This is a genomic window from Chryseobacterium tongliaonense (assembly GCF_041224435.1).
GTDB classification, from domain to species: Bacteria; Bacteroidota; Bacteroidia; order Flavobacteriales; family Weeksellaceae; genus Chryseobacterium; species Chryseobacterium tongliaoense.
Genome location: NZ_JBGFFD010000008.1, coordinates 223,917 through 248,071, shown reverse-complemented (window position 1 = coordinate 248,071; position 24,155 = coordinate 223,917). Strand labels below are relative to the sequence as shown.

Here is a 24,155-nt window from a genome sequence, read left to right as displayed (position 1 = left end):
AGTTCGTTATATAAAAATACCATTACTGATGAAGATGGAAATAAAACCATTGAATTCAAGAACGGACAGGGTCAGGTTGTATTAGTTAGAAAAGTTTTGAGTGCTACAGAAAATGCAGATACCTATTATGTTTACAATGAATATAACCAATTGGCTTTTGTGGTACCACCGGCTTCCCCTGCTACATTGGATACTACAGCATTAAATAATTTCTGCTATCAGTACCGTTATGATGGAAGGAATCGCCTTGTAGAAAAGAAACTTCCGGGCAAAGGCTGGGAGTATATGGTGTATGATAAACAGGACAGATTAATTATGACCCAGGATGCCAATATGAAAGCATCCGGAAATTGGCTGTTTACAAAATACGATAAATTCTCAAGAGTGGTTTATACGGGTATTGCCGACATTGGAGCCCAGTTTAATAGAGGGCAGGTTCAGTTTAGTGCAGATTATTATATCGATCAGGGACAGCCTTCTAATGAAGAGCGAAATACAACAGGATTTACAAACAGTGGAATGACTGTATACTATGGTAATGCAGTATATCCTGCTACTGTAGCAAAAGTTTTAAGTATCAATTATTATGACACCTACCCGACAGGTACTCCAACAATTCCTACCCAAATTTTAAATCAGAATGTATTGCCACAGAATGCCCAGAGCTCAAATGTCAGTACCAAAAGTTTACCAGTAGCCTCTTATGTGAAAAACATAGAAGATGATAACTGGACAAAAAACTTCACGTGGTATGATATGAGAGGCAGGGTAATCGGGACTCATACAGTCAATCATTTGGGCGGGTATACCAAAACAGAAACCGAGCTTGATTTTGCAGGTGTGCCACAAAAGGTGAACACCTATCACAAGAGACTGGCAGCAGATACAGAAAAAATCATTAAAGAAGTTTTCACTTATGATAATCAGAACAGGCTTCTAACTCATACCCACCAGATAAACAGTGGTAGCGTTGAGTACCTAGCACAAAATAAATACAATGAGCTTTCTCAATTAGAAAGTAAGAAAGTGGGTGGAACAAGTGCTGCTGTACCTTTACAGACCGTTGATTATAAGTACAATATCAGAGGCTGGATGACCAAAATCAATGATCCTGCAAACCTGAGTGGAAAACTATTCGGGTATGAAATCAGATATCAAAACCCTATTGACGAAGCAGGTTCAGCACGTTATAATGGAAATATATCAGAAATTGACTGGAATACAAAAACTGACAATGTTCTAAGAAGATATGACTATTACTATGATGAATTGAATAGATTTAATTTTGCACAATATAGTAAGCCAAATGCAAGTGTTGTTCAAACCGGTTCTTATAATGAATGGGCTACTTATGATCTAAATGGTAATATCAAAACAATGGGAAGATATGGTTTACAGGACAATAATCAGCCTTTACTTATGGACCATTTACAGTATAGTTATACAGGCAATAGGCTAAATACAGTTAAAGATATTTCCCAAAACCCTTCAGGATACCCTTATTTTGCAGCTCCTAATGTCATTGGTTATGACGACAATGGCAATATGACCGATCATCTGGATAAAGGAATCAATAAAATAATCTATAATTATTTGAATCTGCCCAATAGTATAAAAAAAGGTCTGGGAATTTCTGAAATAGCAACAAATTATGTTTACAGAGCTGATGGAATAAAGATTAGTAAGACCTCTTTAAATCCAACAACTGTACTTAGTAAAACTGACTATCTGGATGGGTTTCAGTATGAAACTACTACAGGAACTGCTGTACTTAAATTTATTCCAACTTCAGAAGGGTATTACAATTTTGAAAATAATAAGTATATTTACAATTACACAGATCATTTAGGAAATGTAAGGTTGAGCTATATGAATAATGGTTCTGGGGCACAGATCATTGAAGAAAATAATTATTATGCTTTTGGATTAAAACATGAAGGTTATAATAACTTAACAGGAAATACTTCTTATCAATACAAGTACAGCGGGAAGGAGCTTCAAAATGAAATTGGAATGTATGATTATGGAGCGAGGTTCTATATGCCAGACATTGGAAGATGGGGTGTCGTTGATCCTCTGGCGGAGAAGTCAAGAAGGTGGTCTCTATACAATTATGCTTTGAATAATCCTATTTATTTTACTGATCCTGACGGAATGGATGTAGTTGAGTCGGCTTCAGGTACAATGTATACTGGAGCAGATGCACAATCTGTATTTTTAGCATTGCGAAATCAATTGGGAGGTGGTCCTGGTCCTAAAATTATTTCAAGAAAAGAATGGGGAGCAAAATCTCCTATTTTAGGAGGTGGTCGATCATATGAATATATTACCGCTACAATGAAAGCAAAAACTTTCTTTGGTACGACCTATGATCAATCAGTATCAGTACCCGCAGACCTTGCAAAATATTATAATACTATAACAGTGCATCATTCGGGTAATAAAGATGATTATATGAGTATACAACAGCTACAACAAAAAGAACAAGACGATGGTTATGCAGATATTCCGTACCATTTTGCGATAGACAGCAAAGGTAATATATATGAAGGTAGACCTATAGGTGTAAAAGGTTCGCACGTAAAAGGTGGAAACACAGGAAATATTGGGATAGTTTTGATGTCTGACCTTGATACAAAAAATAGCGGATTAGGGCTTATTAATGGTATAATTGAAGGTGTTAGAGGCAATGGAGGTGCAAGTACAGAAATGAGACAATCTGTAACGGATCTTGTTTCTTATTTAAACGGTAAATATGGTATTCAATATTTAGGAGGTCATAAAGAGAAAGCTACTGATCCAAGAAATTGTCCCGGAGATGGAGGGATGAAAATAGTCGACTATTTAAGAAATAAATTACATATGTTATCTCCAAAAAATGAAAACTAAAAAAAAATATCTTTTTTATTTACTAAATTTTATATCAATGGTTTTAATCTTGTTAACTAAAACAAGTTTCCATGATATGGCAACAGAATTAGTAGATAAAATTGTAATTTCAATTATACTACTGAACTTTGTAGTGTTTACATTTATATTTAAAAACAAAATGTTATTATATATATCTATTTTACTATTTATATATATTATTTTTACTATTAGTTATAATGAAGAAATGAATAGTTATTTTTATAGAATCGGTCGTTTTTTCGGTGTTGGTAAATTAGAAAATGAAACTATATCAAAGTTCTTACAGAGTTATTCTTTTATCTGTTTTTTCGCATCATTACTTTTAGAAATTATTTTTTTGATAAAAATTATTTATGAAAAAGTAATCAAAAGAGATTAATAAATATAAAAAGAAACTCCCGCCAATTGGCGGGAGTTTTTATTACATAATGCTTTGCAGTTTAGTTTGCTTAAGGAAAGCATCCAGAAGAGCGAAGACATGCTGTCTATCGTTCTCTTTTAGTTTTTGTATATCCAAAATTTAGACATAATATTTTATCCAGTAGAATATCCGTAGACCTTACGAGTGGCAGATAGATTATAACAGTAGTCACCCGCATAGATCATTAAATGGACTTAGTCCGTGGTTATATGCTAAAGAATCTTTGTCCAATTAGAGAGTATTTTATATTTATTAACTATTTGAAAAAGGGAAAGGCTTCAAAAACAGGGAAGTTTACCCTGAGACTACAGTTTTAAAATTAAAATAAGTCCTCCTATTAGCTAAAACGACCTGCTCTCGTATCCATATCTAAAAGTTATAAATTCCTGTTCAAGCAATAATGAATAAATCCGGAAAGCCAGCTTTTAAAAGCTGGCTTTCCGGATTACGAATAGTCAATATCTTTCAGAAAAGACCAAGAACTATTCTATTACAAATCTATTTTATTCCTTAATTAATTTCTCATAAGAAACGCTTCCGTCTTTCAGGGCAATCTCAAGATAATAGCTTCCCGGTTTCAGATCTGAAATGCTGATGGTATCTCCGTTCGGTTTTACCGACATTGCTTTTCTTCCCGTTGATTCATAAATTTCTACTGATTTGATTCTATCCGCATTTTTGAAACTAACGGTTTCTTTAGCAGGATTAGGATATAAAACAATCTTATCAGCTGTTGCAACAACTTCATTGGTTGCAAGAGTTCCAGCCATATTTAATGTGGTAAGACCTCTGTTTGTTCCACTATGTTGAGAGATTGTAGTAGAGTTCCCTCTTGCAAAGAATATATTAATAGTACCGGCGGCATTAGGGATAGCAAAATCCCCGCTTCCCCCTGAAAGAGATCTTGTTGCAATTACCGTTCTTATACCTCCGGAAGTTGTATTGGAAGTCACTGTCCAATCTTGGGTTGCGTCAGCTGTGGGAGCAACTCCGATTCCATTAAAAGTATAGTCTCGGCCTGCAGATGCATTATAAATAAATCCATCCGCACCACTTTCCATTCCCGAACTAGCAAAACCAATTCCAAGGTAAGATGTATCAGCACCTTTAAGTGTTATAGTCGCTAAAGTAGGTGTAGTATCCAACTTTACGGTCATTCCGGTCGATCCCAGGCTTACGGTACCTGATGAAAACTGTGCTCCCAGCGTTGTAGCAAGAGCTAAACTTAATGTTAGTAAAACTTTTTTCATATTTTAATTTTTTAGTAGGTTGATGATTTCTTTATTGTTTGTTTGTAAGGCATATTCAAATGGGGTAATTCCCATTGAATCTTTTATCGATTTATCCGCTTTGTAGCGAAGTAACAGCTCTACCAGTTCTTTGTTCCCGAATTTTACAGCCCAGAACAAAGGCGTTGATCCGGTAGCGTCAGCAATATTGGGATCTGCTTTTCTTTTCAGTAAGAGTTCTACCAGATCTTTATTATATTTTACAGAAAGCCCTGCCAATGCTGTACCTTCCTGACTTTTATAATTGACATCTTTCACATTATCAATCAAAAACTTAGCCACTTCCACATTTCCTCTGTAGCATGCTAAAATAAGGGGAGAAAACCCGCTTTCATTGGTCTGGTTGATCACATCGGGGTTTTGCTTCATCAGCTCTTTGGCTTCAGTTACAGTCCCGCTTCTGGCAATATCGAAAATCGACTTTGCTTTTTCCTGCGCAGATAGTGAAAAGCCCAGAAAAACACTTATAATTAAAATCAGATTTTTCATTGCTTTACCAATACATAGTTATAATTAACGTTTACACTTTCTGCAATTTTTTTGGTCACCATTTTAGGGATGGTCACATTATGATCTGCAGGTCTTGCCACAAAGCTTCCCTGCATATAGATTTTCCCATCCTTAGCATAAATTGTAGCCGGTGAAGAAACGGATTTATTAACCCCATGAAAGTTTAAAGTTCCCTGAACCGTATATTTTTGTGGCGTTGCAGAAAGCTTGGCTTTGTCAAAGTTTACGATCTTACCTGTAAAAGTTGTCTTCGGGTATTTTGCAGTCTCGGCATAGCTCTCATTAAAATGCTCTTCCATTAATTTGGTTTTAAAATGAAAGTTTTTAACTACCGATACGGAAGCTATATCTCCTGTATCTGCATTAAGAATAGCCACATTATTGTCATCCTGCGCAAAAACATCTTCAAATAAAGGTACTGAAGCTTCAAACGTTACTTTACCTGTTTTAGAACTGTATTTTTGAGCTAAAGCCAGATTGGTAAAAAGCAACGAAATAATAATTAACACTAACTTTTTCATATTAATAGTATTTAGTTTTCGATAAGCCCATCGGCTTTCCATTTGATAAAAATATTGATCTGAGATTGTGATAAAGCTCCACCCTGAGGCATTTTACCGGGATCTCCATTGGGTCTTTGTATTCTGTCTAAGATATCATCTATCTTATTCTTTACCAGATTATAGTCTGTAAACGGCTGATAAGCAGCAGGGCCGTTAGCGGAATGACAACTGATACAATTGGCATCAATAATAGGCTTTACATCTGCCGTGAACTTCACCTGCTGGGTAATAGGTGTATTATCTGAAATCTCTTCATAGGCTCTGCTCTCACAGGAAATTACGAAAGCTGCCGATGATATTATGTATACTAACTTTTTCATCTTAAAATACTCTATAAAGATTAAACCCAAAATAAATATGCCCTTTTCCCCAATTGCCCGTTGCATTGGTAAGGTAACCGATATCCGAATTAAGCTGTGAATTGCTGAATAAAAGCTGGAAAACGTGTCCGCCGGTTTCTATATCCATTCCTAATGATAATGGGTTTTTGTAGAAACTGTGGTTATCAAAATTCACAAAATATTCTGCATTAATCGATATTCTTTTAGAGATCTTGTAACGCCCGCCCAATCCTGCTAAAAATTGATTTTTATCTTCAATATTCGGTTCATACAGGTTTTTATGAACGTAAGAAGGCGTCAGCTGTAAAGAAAAATCATCACTGAATCTTCTTGAAATCAAAGCCTGGGTAAGATAAGAAAGCCTGTCACCAAACTGAAGATGCGGATAATTGTCTTTATCGAGATCTGTATTTATTGCCATTACATTGTAGCCGACCACATCTACAGGAAAGCTGTCATTTTGCCTAAGCAGTCTGTATTTCCCCCCTAATTCAAAAGTTTTCTGGTTGGTCTCTCTCGAAAGGTTTAAAGACAGCCAATCGGTAGCGCCATAAATCACTCCTAACTTGGTAGAAGCATCATCCAATCCGAAGAAGTTTTTAAATCCTGTGCTGATGTCTCCGAAACGGTGAGCTACTACAATGTACCATTCATTTTTTGCGGAAAGTTTTGTAGATTGGCCCGTGACGATTTGTAAAGCCTTGAAAGCAGGCTGAGAATTTTCGGTGTTTGTTTTGATGGTATCAATATCTTTCAGCAGATCTTCCTGTGAAAAGGCAAGAGCTGATGAAAGCATTGATAAAAGTAATAAAGTTTTTGTCATATAAATTTTAAAAAATTAATTTATTATGGCAAACTTATAGAGTTCTCACTGCAAAATCGTGTGATAAAAGTCACTCACTAAATAGTTTTTATCAATCACATCTTTAAACAATTTTTATTAGATCTGTCTAACATTTTCATTTACAGTCAGTTTTATTCCTTCTTTGGTTTGAACAATTTCTCCTTCATTTTCGATTTTTTTCAGAACTCTGCTTACCACTTCTCTTGAAGTTCCTAAATTATTGGCAATTTCCTTATGAGTTAGCTTCACTGGATTATTCCCCGTGATCGAAATTTGTTGTTTAATATAGTTTAGGACTCTTATATCAAGTTTATGAAATACCGCATCATTTACCATATTCATGACATCTGAAAACCTTTTGTGATATTCATTATAAAATACCCTGTTGATCTCCGGAAATTTAATAAGCCATTCATGGATTACAGAAACAGGGATCAGCAACACTTCCGAATCTTCTTCTGCAAGGGCATACACTTTACTTGTATAATCATTAAAAATAGAAGAAAAGGTCATTAAACAGCTGTCATTGGGCCTCACATAATAATAAATCAGTTCTCTTCCGTCATTCAGGGAATATACTTTTATTGACCCGCTTATTAAAAAAGGTACAAATTTATTCTTTTGCCCTTCTCTTGTAATCTCAGTTTTCCCTTTTATATTGGTTATGATAGCGTGTTTTTGAATTTCTTTTTCAAAATCACTCCCTAAAAATCCAAATTTATTAAGTACAAACTGGTTATTCGTCACATCCATTATATCAATTTATAAACAAATATATAAAATTGAACAATTGATATGATATTTTTTTAATACTTTAAAATCATTTAACAATAATTGCGAAAATTTGACATTAAAATTAATAATACTGCATATTATTTTATTTAAAGAAGTTGAAAAATATTACTTTTATTATCTTCAGAAGGCTCCTGCAGGTTAAAAAAACCAAAATAAAAAATGCCTCAATTTCTTGAGGCATTCTGATTTATCTTTAAAAGAAATCTTATGCTTGTACGTTATTACCACCTACTACGAATGGCTCAACTTCTTTGATCTCTCCGAATTGTTGCTCATAATTAGCGATGTTTTGTTGAAGAGCAGATAATACTCTTTTAGCATGAAGCGGAGCAAGAATCACTCTTGATCTTACTTTTGCCTGCTGAACACCTGGCATTAACTGGATGAAATCTACTACAAATTCAGATGGAGAGTGGTTTACTAAAGCCAAGTTTGCATAGATACCAGCCGCTACCATTTCGTTTAATTCGATGTTGATGTTTCCGTCTTGTGGATTTTGATTTTGATTGTCCATTGTTGTTTTTAAAATTTTAGATTTCAAATTATAGACTACGAATATAAATCATTTAAAATATATATTGCATAGTCTATAATTAAAATTTAGTTAATATCTTCAAATTCTTTCTTAGAACCTACGATTACGTTTTGGTATTCTTTAAGACCTGTACCTGCAGGAATTCTGTGCCCTACAATTACATTTTCTTTAAGACCACCTAAATAGTCTACCTTACCGGCAACCGCTGCTTCGTTAAGAACTTTAGTCGTTTCCTGGAACGATGCTGCAGACATGAATGACTTAGTCTGAAGAGCCGCTCTTGTGATCCCTTGCAATACAGGCGTTGCTGTAGCAGGAAGTGCTTCTCTTACTTCTACCAGGTTTTGATCTTCACGTTTCAGCTTAGAGTTCTCGTCTCTTAATTCTCTTGCAGTAATCATCTGACCTGGTCTGAATTCTTTAGAATCACCGGCATCTACTACTACTTTAAGTCCGAATACTCTGTTGTTCTCTTCAAGGAAGTCATATTTATGTTCTAAAGCTCCTTCAAGGAATTGAGTATCACCTCCATCCACGATTTCTACTTTAGTCATCATCTGTCTTACAATGATCTCGAAGTGCTTATCATCGATTTTCACCCCTTGCAGACGGTAAACTTCCTGAATTTCATTTACAAGATATTCCTGAACTGCAGTTGGACCTTTGATTCTTAAGATGTCATCCGGTGTGATTGAACCGTCAGAAAGCGGAGAACCAGCTCTTACGAAGTCATTCTCCTGAACCAGAATCTGGTTGGAAAGTTTTACCAGGTAAATTTTTCTTTCTCCTGTTTTAGCTTCCACGATCAATTCACGGTTACCTCTCTTAATTTTTCCGTAAGAAACTACCCCATCGATTTCTGTAACAACCGCCGGGTTTGAAGGGTTTCTTGCTTCGAATAATTCGGTAACTCTCGGAAGACCTCCGGTGATATCCCCTGCTTTTGCAGATTTTCTCGGGATTTTGATTAAGACTTTACCGGCCTTAATTTTTTCACCATCGTTAACCATTAAGTGGGCTCCTACCGGTAAGTTGTAAGCTCTCTGCTCAACTCCTTTGGAATCTACCACTTTTAAGGTAGGTACGGCTTTCTTATTTCTTGATTCAGAGATTACTTTCTCCTCGAAACCTGTTTGCTCATCAATTTCAAGTTGGAAAGAAACCCCCTGGATGATATCTTCATATTCTACTTTACCGGAAGTTTCAGCAATGATAACCGCGTTATACGGATCCCATTTACAGATCACATCTCCTTTCTTCACTTTATCACCAGGCTTCACTGCCAATACCGAACCGTAAGGTACGTTAGCCACCATCAATGGTGTTCTTGAATCGTTATCAGCTACCAATCTGAATTCCGTTGAACGGGAAACCACAACCTCAGCTGTGTTACCGTTTTCATCTTCAGAAGTAATTGTTCTTACTTCATCCATTTCAACGATACCGTCTCTTCTTGCAACGATTGAAGGGTTTTCTGATACGTTTGATGCAGTACCCCCTTGGTGGAAGGTTCTCAATGTTAACTGAGTTCCCGGTTCACCAATAGACTGTGCTGCAATTACACCTACCGCTTCACCCATGTGAATTACTTTTCCTGTTGCCAGGTTTCTACCGTAGCATTTAGCACAGATACCTTTTTTAGCTTCACAAGTTAATGGTGAACGAACTTCAACAGCTTCCAATCCTGCAGCTTCAATTCTTTTAGCCAATTCTTCGTTGATCACCTGATCAGCCTGAGCAATTAACTCATCTGATTCCGGATCATAAATATTATGAAGAGATACTCTACCTAAAATTCTTTCTGAGATTTTTTCAACGATCTCATCATTTTTCTTCAGGGCAGTAACTTCAGTTCCTCTTAAAGTACCACAGTCTGCTTCAGTAACGATAACGTCCTGTGCAACGTCTACCAGTCTTCTCGTTAAGTAACCTGCATCGGCAGTCTTAAGAGCGGTATCCGCAAGACCTTTACGGGCACCGTGAGTAGAGATAAAGTACTCAAGGATCGAAAGACCTTCTTTAAAGTTGGCAACAATCGGGTTTTCGATGATCTCCGCACCGGTAGAACCGGCTTTTTGCGGTTTTGCCATCAACCCTCTCATCCCTGATAACTGACGGATCTGTTCTTTGGAACCCCTCGCCCCGGAATCAAGCATCATGTATACAGAATTGAATCCACCCTGGTCAGATTTCATTCTGCTCATGATCATTTCAGTTAATCCAGCGTTGGTATTTGTCCAAACGTCGATTACCTGGTTGTAACGTTCTGTGTCTGTGATAAGACCCATGTTATAGTTCGCTCTGATTTCGTCTACATTTTCAACAGCCTGAGCAATCATTTGCTTTTTCTCAGCAGGAACCACGATATCTCCTAATGAGAACGAAAGACCTCCTTTGAATGCGTTTGAGTATCCTAAATCCTTCATGGCATCCAGGAACTTCACTGTTGTAGGGAAGTCTGTGTCAGCAAGGATCTTACCGATAACGTTTCTTAATGATTTCTTAGTTAAAAGCTCATTGATATATCCTACTTGTTTAGGTACAATCTGGTTGAATAAAATTCTACCCACAGAAGTTTCGATCAATCTTGTTACCAATTCTCCGTTTTCTTTAACCGGTAATCTACATCTTACCTTAGCATTTAAAGAAACTTTTCCTTCTGCATAAGCGATTTCCGCTTCTTCAGGAGAATAGAATGCAAGACCTTCACCTTTTACTTTCATATCTTCTGTAGAGCTCAATTCTTTAGTCATGAAATAAAGACCAAGAACCATGTCCTGAGAAGGTACCGTAATTGGAGAACCGTTTGCAGGGTTCAGGATATTCTGAGAACCTAACATCAATAACTGAGCTTCAAGGATCGCCTCAGGGCCTAACGGTAAGTGTACCGCCATCTGGTCACCATCGAAATCGGCGTTGAAAGCTGTTGTTACCAATGGGTGTAGCTGGATTGCCTTACCTTCGATCATCTTAGGTTGGAAAGCCTGGATACCCAATCTGTGAAGGGTAGGTGCCCTGTTCAAAAGAACCGGGTGACCTTTCATCACGTTTTCAAGGATATCATATACTACTGGTTCTTTTCTGTCAATAATTCTCTTTGCAGATTTTACTGTTTTTACAATCCCTCTTTCAATTAGTTTTCTAATGATAAACGGTTTGTAAAGTTCTGCAGCCATATCTTTAGGGATACCACATTCGTGAAGCTGTAAGTTTGGACCTACAACAATTACGGAACGCGCAGAGTAATCTACCCTTTTTCCTAATAAGTTCTGACGGAAACGACCCTGCTTACCTTTCAATGAATCTGAAAGTGATTTCAACGGTCTGTTTGATTCAGATTTTACAGCTGAAGATTTTCTTGTATTATCGAATAATGAATCTACTGATTCCTGAAGCATACGCTTCTCGTTTCTTAAGATTACTTCAGGAGCTTTGATCTCCAATAATCTTTTCAAACGGTTATTTCTGATGATAACTCTTCTGTAAAGGTCATTTAAGTCGGAAGTAGCGAAACGCCCACCATCCAATGGAACCAATGGTCTTAATTCCGGTGGAATAACAGGAAGTACACGCATGATCATCCACTCCGGTCTGTTGATCATTCTTGTATTAGCACCTCTCAATGCTTCTACAACGTTCAATCTTTTCAGAGCTTCAGTTCTTCTTTGCTTAGAACCTTCATTGTGAGCTTTGTGTCTTAAATCGAAAGACAATGCATCAAGATCGATTCTTTTTAATAGTTCCTCAACAGCTTCAGCACCCATTTTAGCGATGAATTTGTTTGGATCTGAATCATCAAGATACTGGTTCTCAACCGGAAGAGTTTCCATGATATCAAGGTATTCTTCTTCTGTTAAGAATTCCATGTTATCGAAGTCTGAACCGTCTAATTTTTTAGCAATACCCTGTTGGATCACTACATATCTTTCGTAGTAGATGATCATATCTAATTTCTTAGAAGGAATTCCTAAAAGGTAACCGATTTTGTTCGGTAAAGAACGGAAGTACCAGATGTGAGCGATAGGAACAACAAGGTTGATGTGCCCGATTCTTTCTCTTCTTACTTTCTTTTCCGTAACTTCTACTCCACAACGGTCGCAAACGATCCCTTTGTAACGAATTCTCTTATACTTACCACAAGCACATTCGTAGTCTTTTACAGGACCGAAGATTTTTTCACAGAACAACCCGTCTCTTTCAGGCTTGTGTGTTCTGTAGTTAATAGTTTCCGGCTTTAAAACCTCTCCTCTTGAATCCTGAAGAATGGATTCGGGTGAAGCTAAACCGATGGTTATTTTATTAAATCTACTTGATTTATTTTTATTTGACATAATTTTTTAGATTTTAGATTTCAGATTTCAGATTTCAGACGAAATCATCATTCCAAATTCAACTGGTTTTAAAATTTTTAGAGTGCCATAGTCTGACATCCAGTGTCTGACATCTGATATCTTACTCTTCCAATCTTACGTCTAATCCAAGACCTTGTAACTCGTGAAGTAATACGTTGAAAGATTCAGGAATACCTGGTTCAGGCATTGCTTCTCCTTTTGCGATTGCTTCATAAGTTTTTGCTCTACCAATCACGTCATCCGACTTCACAGTTAAGATTTCTCTCAGGATATTCGATGCTCCGAATGCTTCAAGAGCCCAAACCTCCATCTCTCCGAATCTCTGACCACCGAACTGAGCTTTACCTCCTAACGGCTGCTGAGTAATCAATGAGTAAGGACCAATAGAACGTGCGTGCATTTTATCATCAACCATGTGACCCAGTTTCAGCATGTAAATAATACCTACTGTAGCCGGCTGTGTAAATCTTTCTCCGGTACCACCATCATAAAGGTGAGTGTTTCCGAATTTCGGAAGACCTGCTTTTTCAGTGTACTCCGTAATCTGATCAAGAGTAGCTCCGTCGAAGATTGGCGTAGCGAACTTCATTCCCAATTTCTGACCAGCCCATCCAAGAACTGTTTCATAAATCTGACCGATGTTCATACGGGAAGGTACTCCCAGTGGATTCAATACGATATCTACTGGTGTTCCGTCTTCAAGGAATGGCATATCTTCTTCACGAACGATTCTTGAAACGATACCTTTGTTACCGTGACGTCCTGCCATTTTATCTCCTACATTCAGCTTACGTTTTTTAGCGATATACACTTTAGCTAACTTCATGATACCTGCCGGTAATTCGTCCCCGATAGAAATTGCAAATTTCTCACGGTTTTTAACTCCCTGGATATCATTGTACTTGATTTTGTAGTTATGAATCAATTGTTTAATCAATTCATTTTTATCATTATCTACAGTCCAGTCAGCACCACTTACGTTAACGTAGTCTTCAACTGAAGTCAATAATTTATGAGTGAATTTCACACCTTTACCGATGATTTCTTCATCAAGGTCATTGGTAACTCCCTGAGAAGTTTTACCGCTTACCAGTGTATTTAATTTTTCAATTAAAGTGTTTCTCAACTCATCAAACTTAGCCTTGTAAGTGTTTTCAATCTCTTCAAGTTTAAGTTTTTCTTCAGTTCTTTTCTTTTTATCTTTAATGTTTCTTGAGAACAATTTTTTGTTGATCACAACACCTCTTAATGAAGAATCTGCTTTTAATGAAGCATCTTTTACATCACCGGCTTTGTCACCGAAAATCGCTCTAAGAAGTTTTTCTTCAGGAGTTGGGTCAGATTCACCTTTTGGCGTGATCTTACCGATCATGATATCACCAGGCTTCACTTCAGCACCGATTCTGATCATCCCGTTTTCGTCAAGATCTTTAGTAGCTTCTTCAGAAACGTTTGGAATATCTGCCGTTAATTCTTCCATACCTAATTTGGTATCACGAACTTCAAGTGAATATTCATCAACGTGGATTGAAGTAAACCAGTCTTCACGAACTACTTTTTCGTTGATTACGATCGCATCCTCAAAGTTGTATCCTTTCCAAGGCATGAACGCAACCACTAAGTTTCTACCAAGAGCCAATTCTCCTTTTTCAGTAGCATAACCGTCACAAAGTACCTGTCCTTTTTCTACCGTATCACCTACTCTTACGTTTGGTCTCAGGGTAATGGTTGTACTCTGGTTGGTTTTTCTGAACTTAGTTAAGTTATATGTTTTAGTAGCAGACTCGAATTGTACCAAATCTTCGTCTTCGCTTCTTTCATATTTGATCGTAATTTTATCAGCATCAACGTATTCAACGATACCGTTACCTTCAGCATTGATCAAGATTCTTGAATCTTTTGCAACCTGCTGCTCAAGACCTGTACCTACGATCGGTGCCTGTGGCTTCAATAACGGAACTGCCTGACGCATCATGTTTGATCCCATCAACGCACGGTTCGCATCATCATGTTCAAGGAACGGAATCAATGAAGCTGAAATACCTGAGATCTGGTTTGGTGCAACGTCGATAAGGTCAACCTGTTGAGGCTCCACTACCGGGTAATCACCATCCAGTCTTGCAATAATTCTGTCCGTTAAGAATTCACCCTGATCGTTCAGGTCTACGTTAGCCTGAGCAATTACTTTGTCTTCTTCGTCTTCTGCATTTAAGTAAATAGGATCCGCAGTAAGGTCGATCTTACTGTTTTCTACTTTTCTATATGGCGTTTCGATGAAACCTAAGTTATTGATCTTAGCATAAATACCTAAGGATGAAATCAAACCGATGTTTGGTCCTTCCGGAGTTTCAATCGGACAAATTCTTCCGTAGTGGGTATGGTGAACGTCACGAACCTCGAAACCTGCTCTTTCTCTTGATAAACCTCCAGGTCCTAATGCAGAAAGTCTACGCTTGTGCGTGATTTCTGACAGAGGGTTGGTTTGGTCCATAAACTGAGAAAGCTGGTTGGTTCCAAAGAACGAGTTGATTACTGATGTTAAAGTTTTAGCATTAACAAGATCAAGGGGTGTAAAGATTTCGTTATCTCTAACGTTCATTCTTTCCTTGATTGTTCTTGCAATTCTTGAAAGACCTACCCCGAACTGTCCTGCCAATTGCTCACCAACAGTTTTAATTCTTCTGTTTGATAAGTGGTCGATATCATCAACCTCAGCTTTAGAGTTTACCAATTCGATCAAATGTCTTACGATCGCAATGATATCTTCTTTTGTAAGAACTTCAGTTGTAGTCGGGATGTTTAGACCTAACTTTTTGTTTAGTCTGTAACGTCCTACTTCACCAAGAGAGTATCTTTGCTCGGAGAAGAATAATTTTTCAATGATTCCTCTTGCTGTTTCCTCATCTGGCGGATCTGCATTTCTTAACTGACGGTAAATGTATTCTACCGCTTCTTTTTCAGAGTTGGTAGGGTCTTTTTGTAATGTATTCTGAATGATAGAGAATTCATTGCTGTTTTCTTTGTGAATCAAAATAGATTTCACACCGGCATCCAGGATAAGATCCAAATGTTCTTTTTCAAGAATCGTTTCTCTGTCTAAGATGATTTCGTTTCTTTCGATAGAAACTACTTCACCTGTATCTTCATCTACGAAATCTTCGAACCATGTGTTCAATACTCTCGCAGCTAATGTTCTTCCTTCTACTTTTTTAAGGGCAGCTTTAGAAACTTTCACTTCTTCCGCAAGGTCGAAAATCTGAAGGATGTCTTTATCAGATTCAAAACCGATAGCTCTTAATAAGGTAGTTAATGGTAACTTTTTCTTACGGTCGATATACGCGTACATTACGCTGTTGATATCCGTAGTAAATTCCATCCAAGATCCTTTGAAAGGGATAATTCTTGAATAGTAAAGTTTGGTTCCGTTTGCGTGGTAAGTCTGTCCGAAGAATACACCAGGTGAACGGTGTAGCTGGGTAACGATAACTCTTTCAGCACCATTGATGATGAAAGAACCACTAGGTGTCATGTAAGGAACCGGACCTAAATATACATCCTGAACCACAGTCTGGAAATCCTCGTGTTCAGGGTCTGTACAATACAATTTAAGCCTTGCTTTAAGAGGAACCGAATAGGTCAATCCTCTTTCCACACACTCATCGATTGAATAACGTGGAGAATCTACCAGATAATCTAAAAATTCCAATACGAATTGGTTTCTAGAATCGGTAATCGGGAAATTTTCTTGGAAGGTCTTATATAAACCTTCGCTTCTTCTGTCTTCAGGAAGTGTATCAAGCTGGAAAAAATCTTTAAAAGACTCTAATTGGATATCCAAGAAATCCGGAGTTATGATTTTTCCTTTAGCTGACGAGAAATTAATTCTCTGATTTCCCTTAGTTGTTACTGTTGTTTTACTCATAAAACTTTTAAGAAAGGGTTAAAAAATATTTTGATTTTACAAAAAAATATCAGGAAGAAGAAAGAGAAAGGAGTAAAAAGAAAAGACATTATAATATTGGCGCTATCAGAATAGTCTCATTCCTTTTTTCTTGATTCTCAGGATCTTATTCCTAACTGCAACACTGGTATATCTTTTCACAGCGTAATGCAAAATATTTTTAATTCTTTTTTGAGGCAGAAATCACCGCAATATCTATATACACGAAATCCCTTTCATTTTTATGAAAGAGCTGATTTTTAGTATTTTATAGATTTACAAACAATTATTAGCGCCAAAAGAGTTGGCAAAGATACAAAAAGTTATCCACAATCACAAATAAAAACTGCTTCGTTTTTAACTGATTACCTTTTTTTAATTAATAAAAAAGCCACTCTTTCGAGTGGCACAGTAAAAACATGAATAAAAAAAATTATTTAACAATAATTTTATAAGATTTCACAGTTGATTTTGTTTCAACTTTAATGATATACATTCCTGTAGGTAATGAAGATGTTGCAATCTCGGCATCTCCTGTGAATTTACCTGATTTAATCAATTGTCCCTGAGCAGAGAACATGGTATAAACTCCTTCTTCTTTAGCTTCAGTAGATTTGATGTAAAGATTTTCACCTGCTTTTACAGGATTAGGATATACTTTAATATCTTTTGCCGCAGCTGCGATCTCAGAAACTTTTGCCGTTGCCTTATCACCTCCGTTTTTAGATAAAGAAGCATATGGAGAAAGCGGAGAATCCGGAGACCCTTTTTTCACAAGATCATTATCTACAACCGCCTGGATACCATCCATATCAGCATCGTTGATTCTTGAAATAAATCCGCCCCCAAGATCATCCAGGTTATCTTTCCCGATGGTATAAAGGTCATAATCTACTCCATTTGATATTAAATCCACAAAATCCGGTTTTTCATCGCCATCTGTGTTTAATAAAGGATATTTCATAACTCCCGAATCCGGTGAAGTTTCCAATATATCAGGAATACCATTGCTTCCTACAGGTACATTGGCATCAATAACCCCGTTATGATCCGTATCAATCTGGTTGATTACCGAAACAGGAATACCTGATTCAAATAAGTCTAAGATACCGTCGTTATCGGAATCAAGATCCAGGTAGCTTGAAACACCGTCTCCCAGTACAGGAACGATTAAGCTGTCGCCATCCACATCGTCATCATCAAATTTCCCATTGTGATTAAGATCTTCCAGAGCATCAGGAATACCGTCATTATCAGAGTCACCATCACATGCATCAGGAATACCATCGCCATCGGAATCCATGGTAGGAGATTTATCATTAACCGCTGTACATCCTTCCGCACAATCCGGGATACCGTTTCCGTTATTATCTATACTGTCATCTCCGTTCGGGCATTTATCATTACAGTTCGGTACGCCATCTTTATCATCATCAAGCTGAACAAATGCGTTATGAATGTAATACTGCTGTGCAAGTGTGATCCCAATTCCCGGATTGATCTCGATCTTCATTCTGTCAAATGGTTTTGTCGCGATAAATCCTACATAAAACTGGTTTGAAGCTGTAGTAAAGAATTGCCCGCTGAATAATCCGCCGGAAGTTTTAGATTCAGTTACCATTGTTCCTTTATAAAAAGTTACGGTGATATGATCAAGTGCATTAATTGTGAATAAATTAGCACTCTTCGTCAAGGTAAAACCTCCAAAAGTTCCCGCAGGATAGTCTCCGGTGTTACTTTTTACGGTAAGCCTCACCGTTGGAGTCAATAAATTAATCGGAGAAAAATTTACCGTTGCAAAATTGGAAACATTTGTATCTACAACATTTCCTGTATTGGTAATATTCGTAAGCCCGAAAATAGTTCCAGTAGCTCCCGTCCATGAAGCACCCGGTACGATATCTCCCAATCTGGAAGTTCCAGATGTCTGAATATATTCGTTACAATCACAGCTCTGAGGCTCTTCAAATGCATAGAATACTTTCAATGATCCAAAGTTAACTCCTACCGTTTGTGTTATTTTTAATCTTACCTCATTAAAAGGTTTTGTAGTGGTAAGTGAAATTTTTTGTTTGTTGGAACCAAACCTTAGTACTTTAATATTAATCAACCCGCCTCCATCGGATAAATTTTTAGAATCCTGCAGCTGCCCGAATAAATAAGTTTCAATCGTAATATTCTTTAAAAATTCTGCGCTCAATAATTTCCCCTGATCATCCGGCTCAATAACAAAACCAGCTTTGTTACCAGACGGATACACCTGATTTTTATCAAGAACTCCTACGGAATAAGATCCTAACAACCCTGCCGGTAAAACGATCGAACCGTAAGAATTTTTATCTCCGTCACCAATTTTTTCTCTGTCTGCCACATAAGAAAGAGGAGCCAAAAAGCTGCTGCTTCCGGATACGTTTCCGTCTACACCGCTACCTGCAATGATATCATCGCAAATACCGTTATTATCTGTCGGTACCTTAGCCGGATCAAAAGCAAATGCATAATACACATTAAGGGCACTGAAAACAGAAAGCACATTTACCTGGTACAATCTTACTTCATCAAATGCCTTAGCCGTTTTGAAGTGTAAGAAAATTCTTGTTTTCGTTCCTCCGAAGGCAGGAACTGACAGTAAGCTTGTGCTTGTTGAAGTTTCCTGAAGAACCCCTGCTTTATAGGTACTGATTCTTAACCCGCTTAAAAAGCTTGCTGTAATAACGCTTGTTCCCAAGTCTACATTAAAACCTGTAATATAACCTGCTGGATAAGTGGTATTGGTATTCTTCACAGAAATACCGTTTCCGCTTACCAGAGTTGCAAAGCTTCCCATATTCACACTGTTATCAAGATTAGCATCGATAACCGGATTCATGCTTCCATTGTAGCATGCTAAACAAATTCCGCTTCCGTTGACAGGCTTGGCTTTTACCCCGATACCTCTTATCGGCGTATACCCCTGACCGAAAGCTACGACAGACATTACCAATATCATTAGTAAAACTGTCAGTTTCCCGAATAATTTTTTTGTCATTTTTAGATTGTTTTTATGTTATGATTGTGTTTTACTTTTATAAACTTTGCCATGAATAAACACCTGCAGTCTGCCTGCAGCCGTAGAAACCTCCTGTATTACCGGATTTACCATATACAATCGTTCCTTCGTTGCTTGCATTACAGTCTGTTGATGCAGGAGGATTTGTTGCTGCCGCTTTTATCAAAACCCCTTTGCTTACTTCCAGATCCGCAATATTAGTAGAGCTTGGAGTCATATTAATTCCCACATCTGTAAGGACACTTCCTATATTCCCCTGTCCTGAAAAAGTATGGGTTGTATTGGCATAAACAGTCTGGTTAGCTATCACGGAATTTGCGCTTATACCAATTGCTATGGCGTTTGCAGCACTGCTTGCCGTATTGGCATTACCAAAAGCATAATTATTAGAGGTTACGGTATTTCCGGTTCCAAAAGCAAACCCACCGGAGTTAACGTTTGAATTTCCTACGTTGATTCCGCTGACGTTTGCACTGGATGTACCATTGTTATTTCCTAATACGACAGTGTTTGCGCCTGTTGCAAAATTGGAGTTACCAATTACTTTTGCACCGTTGATGATTGTATTTGTCGCTCCAATTGCCACTCCCGGAAAATTAGCTCCCTGTGCTGCCACAGTATTGTCTTTTCCCAGAGCAATATTAGAAGATGTAGTATTTGACAAGGTATTATTTGAACCCCAGGCAAAAGAAGCATAAGGCCCGGAAGCATTCGCATTACCACCTCTCAGGCTTCCGTTAACATCCAGAATACCTTTTACCGTATTTCCCGTACTGAATACCAGATTCTGAGCATCTGTAGTTCCGATAAAGTTTCCTGATGAAATTGCGCTTCCTAACGCAGCTGTAGTGGCAGTAGTTCCCGCATTACCGGTAATTTTCCAATCTGCAGATTGTACTGCAGGCGCCAGAGGTACCCAGTTATTACCATCAAACGTTAAAACCTGTCCTAAAACAGCAGCTGAAGTATTTCCAAGCGGCGACCCATTAATTTTAAGTACGGTTGTATTTCCTAAAGTTCCGGCAACATCTCCGTTCAAAGGCAGTGCAGAAGCCTGAAAATAAGATGGAGCGGCAGCAGAAGCCGTATTATTCCCGAAAATGGAATTGGCAGGTGCATTGGTAAGATTGAATGCTAATGAAGGGTTTGTTGATGGGTTTGTTACCGTTGTAGTAAATAATGGGGATAAATTACCTGAAGAAAATCCTGTCAGGGTTCCTGATCCGCTTCCCGAAGAATTTCTGATCCATCTTGTTCCATCGAAATAATAGTAGCCAGAAGCCGTTACATTGACCGTCTGACCTGCCGGAGCAGTATCAGCAGCAGTTACATAAACCATAGCTCCTGTCTGAGCAGATGCATATGTTTTTGCTCTCAACTGATCTCCCGTAAGCCTTGGTGCGATAATTCCATCTAATTTGCCTGCCACAGCAGGAAATCCTACCACATCCAGTGTAGCCTGGCCCTGATTTGTGTTAATACCTACTTGAGCGTTTGCCAGAAATCCGGCAAAAAAAAGCGCAGGTAGTCCAAATAATTTGTTTTTCATTTTAAATGATGTTTGTTGTTTTTTTGTGTGTGTTTTTTAAAAGGATGTAAGGATAACCGTTTCACTTTTTAATAAGTGAAATCAAGATCATTTTCGTCTAAAAGGATTTGATTAATCAGTGAGTCCGGAGAAGCTCAAAACAGATCTTAATGTCATAAAAACAATTCAAAATTTCCCAATCCCATCTTGAGCACTTTGAAATATTAATAATCTATTTTTTAAGCTATAACTGATTTTTGTTTGTGTGTTTTTTCATCGGATTAATAGTTAGTTTTTTATGTTTTTCCATCATCTAAGATAAACCGGCGTGTACGGCTCATCTTAGCAACAACAATATACCTTTTCCAGGATAATTGTTTATTTCAGTTTTAGGAATACCGGTTTTTATATCAGTAATCAATTGGTCTGAAAAGTGGAATCTCTTCTTACCATCAATTACGGATGTATTCTTAAAGCTTTGTTTATTATTGCAGGAGAAACTGTCAACGGATTTATTTTTCGCTGAGCAGATCTGCGTATTTAGGTTTTCGTTTATTATGACCGGCATGCCTATAAAAGCCGCGGAATCATAATCCCGGAAACGAAAGTAGTTTCTTTTCAAAGTATGTTTGTGTGTTTTTCGAATGCAAATATAATATATTTTTCAAATTAAACTACATTTTATTGAAAAAAAAAGTATAAAATAATATTAATTAACAAATATTATCCATAAAATACATAATTAAACTAAATAATTAATAATTATAATTTAATATTGATAAATATAAAATTATAATAGTCAATTACCATTGCAAATAACATACTCTTTTTCAATGTATTGAAATAAAAAAGCCTGAGCAAATTGCTCAGGCTTCATATTTTAAAGGTAAATTGAATTATTTCAATTCTACTTCAGCACCAGCTTCTTCAAGTTGCTTCTTAAGAGCTTCAGCTTCGTCTTTAGAGATACCAGTTTTGATTGGAGCAGGAGCACCATCTACGATATCTTTAGCTTCTTTAAGACCAGCACCAGTTAAATCTTTTACTAATTTAACGATAGCTAATTTAGAAGCACCTGCAGACTTAAGAATTACGTCGAATTCAGTTTTTTCTTCAGCAGCTTCTCCACCACCTGCAGCAACTACTACAGCAGCAGCAGCTGGCTCAATTCCGTACTCATCCTTAAGGATAGTAGCTAATTCATTTACGTCTTTTACTGTTAAGTTTACTAGCGTTTCAGCTAAATTTTTTAAATCTGACATTGTTGTAATGTTTTTGTTGATTATTTATTTAATTTTTTGAGTGTAATTATTCAGCACTTGGAGTTTCTTCCGTGCTTTCTGCAGCAGGAGCTTCCGGAGCTTCAGCAGCAGGAGTTTCTTCTACAGCAGGTGCAGCTTCTTCAGCTTTAGCTTCTACTGTTTCAGGTTTGTTTTGAAGAGCAGAAACAACTCTCTGGATTGGAGACTGAAGTAATCCGATGATTTCACCGATCATTTCTTCTCTAGACTTGATGTTAGCCAACGCGTCTAGGTTGTTGTCACCAACATAGAAAGTTTCCTGAAGATAAGCAGACTTCAAAGCCGGTTTTTCTTCTTTCTTTCTGAACCCTTGGATTAATTTTGCAGGAGCATTCGCCGTTTCAGCAATCATTAATGCTGAATTTCCTTTGAAAGACGGGAACATTTCAGAGTAATCTACTCCGTCAATTTGCTCCATTGCTTTTTGTAAAAGTGTATTTTTAACAACTTTCACTTTGATATTTTGTTTGAAAGCCTGTCTTCTGAAATCTGAAGACTTAGCAGCGTTCAACCCTTCTAAATCTGCTACGTATACTACTTTTGCATCCTGAAGCAAATCTTTGATCTCTTGTATTGCTACAACTTTTTGGTCTTTTGTCATTGTCTTAAGGATTTATATTAGTTTACAGATTTAGTATCAATTGCAATACCCGGACTCATTGTAGAAGACAAGTAAATGCTTTTTACATAAGTTCCTTTAGCAGCAGTTGGTTTCATTTTCACCAATGTCTGGATCAATTCCTGAGCATTTTCTTTGATTTTTTCAGCATCAAAAGATACTTTACCAATACCTGCATGGATAATACCATATTTATCAACTTTGAAATCAATTTTACCTGACTTCACTTCAGTTACCGCTTTACCAATTTCCATTGTTACAGTTCCTGATTTAGGGTTTGGCATTAAACCTCTTGGTCCTAATACTCTACCTAAAGGTCCTAATTTACCCATAACAGCCGGCATTGTAACGATAACGTCAACATCTGTCCAACCATCTTTTATTTTTTGTAAATATTCGTCAAGACCTACATAGTCAGCACCAGCTTCTTTAGCTTCTGCTTCTTTATCCGGAGTTACTAAAGCCAAAACTTTAACATCTTTACCTGTTCCGTGAGGAAGAGATACTACTCCTCTTACCATTTGGTTTGCTTTTCTTGGATCTACACCCAATCTTACAGCGATATCTACAGAAGCATCAAATTTTGCAGTGTTTACTTCCTTTACAAGAGCAGAACCCTCTTCAAGGTTGTAAATTCTTCCTTTTTCTACTTTGCTTAAAGCTTCCTTTTGCTTTTTTGTTAATTTTGCCATTTCTCTAAGTTTTAAGCGTTAGTTGGTTTAGTTCCTGTTACTCTCAATCCCATAGATCTAGCAGTACCTGCAACCATAGAAAGAGCAGAATCCATTGTAAAGCAGTTAAGGTCTGCCATTTTGTCTTCAGCGATTTTCTTTATCTGATCCCAAGATACAGAACCTACTTTGTTTCTGTTTGGTTCTCCGGAACCTCCTTTGATCTTAGCCGCATCCATTAGTTGGATTGCTGCAGGTGGAGTTTTAATAACGAATTCAAAAGATTTGTCTTCGTATACTGTAATTACTACAGGTAAAACTTGCCCTGGCTTGTCCTGAGTTCTTCCGTTAAATTGTTTACAAAACTCCATGATGTTCACACCTGCAGAACCCAAAGCCGGACCTACTGGTGGAGAAGGGTTGGCAGCGCCACCTTTCACCTGAAGTTTTACCATTTTAAAGACTTTTTTAGCCATTTTTTGTTTTT

17 protein-coding genes are annotated in these 24,155 nt (G+C 37.3%); 2 read left to right on the top strand and 15 right to left on the bottom strand.

What is annotated here, in order from left to right; all coding sequences use genetic code 11:
- Both AB8P06_RS16885 and AB8P06_RS16880 read left to right on the top strand, forming a co-directional pair.
- Positions 1-2,889: RHS repeat-associated core domain-containing protein (locus AB8P06_RS16885; RefSeq protein WP_369843416.1), on the top strand; the 2,889-nt coding region annotated here is incomplete at its 5' end.
- Positions 2,879-3,289, top strand: a complete 411-nt coding sequence (locus tag AB8P06_RS16880; protein WP_369843415.1) for a hypothetical protein — start codon at positions 2,879-2,881, stop codon at positions 3,287-3,289. The genes AB8P06_RS16885 and AB8P06_RS16880, both read left to right, overlap by 11 nt.
- A gap of 545 nt (positions 3,290-3,834) precedes the next feature.
- Here the strand turns inward: AB8P06_RS16880 and AB8P06_RS16875 are convergent.
- From AB8P06_RS16875 to rplK, 15 genes are all read right to left on the bottom strand, one after another.
- Positions 3,835-4,581 carry a T9SS type A sorting domain-containing protein gene (locus AB8P06_RS16875; protein WP_369843414.1) on the bottom strand — a complete coding sequence of 249 codons (747 nt, stop codon included), beginning with the start codon at positions 4,579-4,581 and terminating at the stop codon, positions 3,835-3,837.
- A 3-nt stretch (positions 4,582-4,584) separates the two neighbouring features.
- A complete protein-coding gene (locus tag AB8P06_RS16870; protein WP_369843413.1) occupies positions 4,585-5,109 on the bottom strand; it encodes an ankyrin repeat domain-containing protein in 525 nt (174 codons plus the stop codon).
- Complete coding sequence (locus AB8P06_RS16865) at positions 5,106-5,651, bottom strand: YceI family protein (RefSeq protein WP_369843412.1); 546 nt, start codon at positions 5,649-5,651, stop codon at positions 5,106-5,108. The genes AB8P06_RS16870 and AB8P06_RS16865 overlap by 4 nt, the downstream gene beginning before the upstream one ends.
- 11 nt (positions 5,652-5,662) lie before the next feature.
- The gene (locus AB8P06_RS16860; RefSeq protein ID WP_369843411.1) at positions 5,663-6,013 is read right to left on the bottom strand and encodes a c-type cytochrome; all 351 of its coding nucleotides are present in this window, start codon (positions 6,011-6,013) and stop codon (positions 5,663-5,665) included.
- Position 6,014: 1 nt separating this feature from the next.
- Positions 6,015-6,857 (bottom strand): DUF5777 family beta-barrel protein, encoded by an 843-nt coding sequence (locus AB8P06_RS16855; protein WP_369843410.1) that lies wholly within the window; start codon positions 6,855-6,857, stop codon positions 6,015-6,017.
- A gap of 117 nt (positions 6,858-6,974) precedes the next feature.
- Complete coding sequence (locus AB8P06_RS16850) at positions 6,975-7,631, bottom strand: Crp/Fnr family transcriptional regulator (protein ID WP_369843409.1); 657 nt, start codon at positions 7,629-7,631, stop codon at positions 6,975-6,977.
- 247 nt (positions 7,632-7,878) lie between these two features.
- Entirely contained in the window at positions 7,879-8,187 is a 309-nt protein-coding gene (locus tag AB8P06_RS16845; protein ID WP_007842953.1) for a DUF3467 domain-containing protein, read from the bottom strand.
- An 86-nt stretch (positions 8,188-8,273) separates the two neighbouring features.
- Positions 8,274-12,539 carry a DNA-directed RNA polymerase subunit beta' gene (gene rpoC, locus AB8P06_RS16840; protein ID WP_369843408.1) on the bottom strand — a complete coding sequence of 1,422 codons (4,266 nt, stop codon included), beginning with the start codon at positions 12,537-12,539 and terminating at the stop codon, positions 8,274-8,276.
- 121 nt (positions 12,540-12,660) lie between these two features.
- Positions 12,661-16,482, bottom strand: coding sequence for a DNA-directed RNA polymerase subunit beta (gene rpoB / locus AB8P06_RS16835; RefSeq protein WP_369843407.1), 3,822 nt, complete (start codon positions 16,480-16,482; stop codon positions 12,661-12,663).
- Between the two features lie 451 nt (positions 16,483-16,933).
- Positions 16,934-19,528 carry a T9SS type A sorting domain-containing protein gene (locus tag AB8P06_RS16830; protein WP_369843406.1) on the bottom strand — a complete coding sequence of 865 codons (2,595 nt, stop codon included), beginning with the start codon at positions 19,526-19,528 and terminating at the stop codon, positions 16,934-16,936.
- A gap of 37 nt (positions 19,529-19,565) precedes the next feature.
- Positions 19,566-21,098 carry a phage tail-like protein gene (locus tag AB8P06_RS16825; protein WP_369843405.1) on the bottom strand — a complete coding sequence of 511 codons (1,533 nt, stop codon included), beginning with the start codon at positions 21,096-21,098 and terminating at the stop codon, positions 19,566-19,568.
- 875 nt (positions 21,099-21,973) lie between these two features.
- Positions 21,974-22,339 (bottom strand): 50S ribosomal protein L7/L12, encoded by a 366-nt coding sequence (gene rplL, locus AB8P06_RS16820; protein WP_007845452.1) that lies wholly within the window; start codon positions 22,337-22,339, stop codon positions 21,974-21,976.
- Positions 22,340-22,385: 46 nt separating this feature from the next.
- Positions 22,386-22,979 (bottom strand): 50S ribosomal protein L10, encoded by a 594-nt coding sequence (gene rplJ / locus AB8P06_RS16815; protein WP_369843404.1) that lies wholly within the window; start codon positions 22,977-22,979, stop codon positions 22,386-22,388.
- A gap of 17 nt (positions 22,980-22,996) precedes the next feature.
- On the bottom strand, positions 22,997-23,689 hold the full coding sequence (gene rplA / locus AB8P06_RS16810) for a 50S ribosomal protein L1 (RefSeq protein ID WP_369843403.1): 693 nt from the start codon (positions 23,687-23,689) through the stop codon (positions 22,997-22,999).
- Positions 23,690-23,700: 11 nt separating this feature from the next.
- Positions 23,701-24,144: a 50S ribosomal protein L11 gene (gene rplK, locus AB8P06_RS16805; protein WP_007845465.1), complete on the bottom strand. Its 444-nt coding sequence runs from the start codon at positions 24,142-24,144 to the stop codon at positions 23,701-23,703.
- Positions 24,145-24,155 lie beyond the last annotated feature (11 nt).

Excerpts from the sequence above, each read along its gene's own strand:
- AB8P06_RS16880 (WP_369843415.1), top strand. The coding sequence starts at position 2,879 with ATGAAAACTAAAAAAAAATATCTTTTTTATTTACTAAATTTTATATCA.
- AB8P06_RS16875 (WP_369843414.1), bottom strand. The coding sequence starts at position 4,581 with ATGAAAAAAGTTTTACTAACATTAAGTTTAGCTCTTGCTACAACGCTG.
- AB8P06_RS16870 (WP_369843413.1), bottom strand. The coding sequence starts at position 5,109 with ATGAAAAATCTGATTTTAATTATAAGTGTTTTTCTGGGCTTTTCACTA.
- AB8P06_RS16865 (WP_369843412.1), bottom strand. The coding sequence starts at position 5,651 with ATGAAAAAGTTAGTGTTAATTATTATTTCGTTGCTTTTTACCAATCTG.
- AB8P06_RS16860 (WP_369843411.1), bottom strand. The coding sequence starts at position 6,013 with ATGAAAAAGTTAGTATACATAATATCATCGGCAGCTTTCGTAATTTCC.
- AB8P06_RS16855 (WP_369843410.1), bottom strand. The coding sequence starts at position 6,857 with ATGACAAAAACTTTATTACTTTTATCAATGCTTTCATCAGCTCTTGCC.
- AB8P06_RS16850 (WP_369843409.1), bottom strand. The coding sequence starts at position 7,631 with ATGGATGTGACGAATAACCAGTTTGTACTTAATAAATTTGGATTTTTA.
- AB8P06_RS16845 (WP_007842953.1), bottom strand. The coding sequence starts at position 8,187 with ATGGACAATCAAAATCAAAATCCACAAGACGGAAACATCAACATCGAA.
- rpoC (WP_369843408.1), bottom strand. The coding sequence starts at position 12,539 with ATGTCAAATAAAAATAAATCAAGTAGATTTAATAAAATAACCATCGGT.
- rpoB (WP_369843407.1), bottom strand. The coding sequence starts at position 16,482 with ATGAGTAAAACAACAGTAACAACTAAGGGAAATCAGAGAATTAATTTC.
- AB8P06_RS16830 (WP_369843406.1), bottom strand. The coding sequence starts at position 19,528 with ATGACAAAAAAATTATTCGGGAAACTGACAGTTTTACTAATGATATTG.
- AB8P06_RS16825 (WP_369843405.1), bottom strand. The coding sequence starts at position 21,098 with ATGAAAAACAAATTATTTGGACTACCTGCGCTTTTTTTTGCCGGATTT.
- rplL (WP_007845452.1), bottom strand. The coding sequence starts at position 22,339 with ATGTCAGATTTAAAAAATTTAGCTGAAACGCTAGTAAACTTAACAGTA.
- rplJ (WP_369843404.1), bottom strand. The coding sequence starts at position 22,979 with ATGACAAAAGACCAAAAAGTTGTAGCAATACAAGAGATCAAAGATTTG.
- rplA (WP_369843403.1), bottom strand. The coding sequence starts at position 23,689 with ATGGCAAAATTAACAAAAAAGCAAAAGGAAGCTTTAAGCAAAGTAGAA.
- rplK (WP_007845465.1), bottom strand. The coding sequence starts at position 24,144 with ATGGCTAAAAAAGTCTTTAAAATGGTAAAACTTCAGGTGAAAGGTGGC.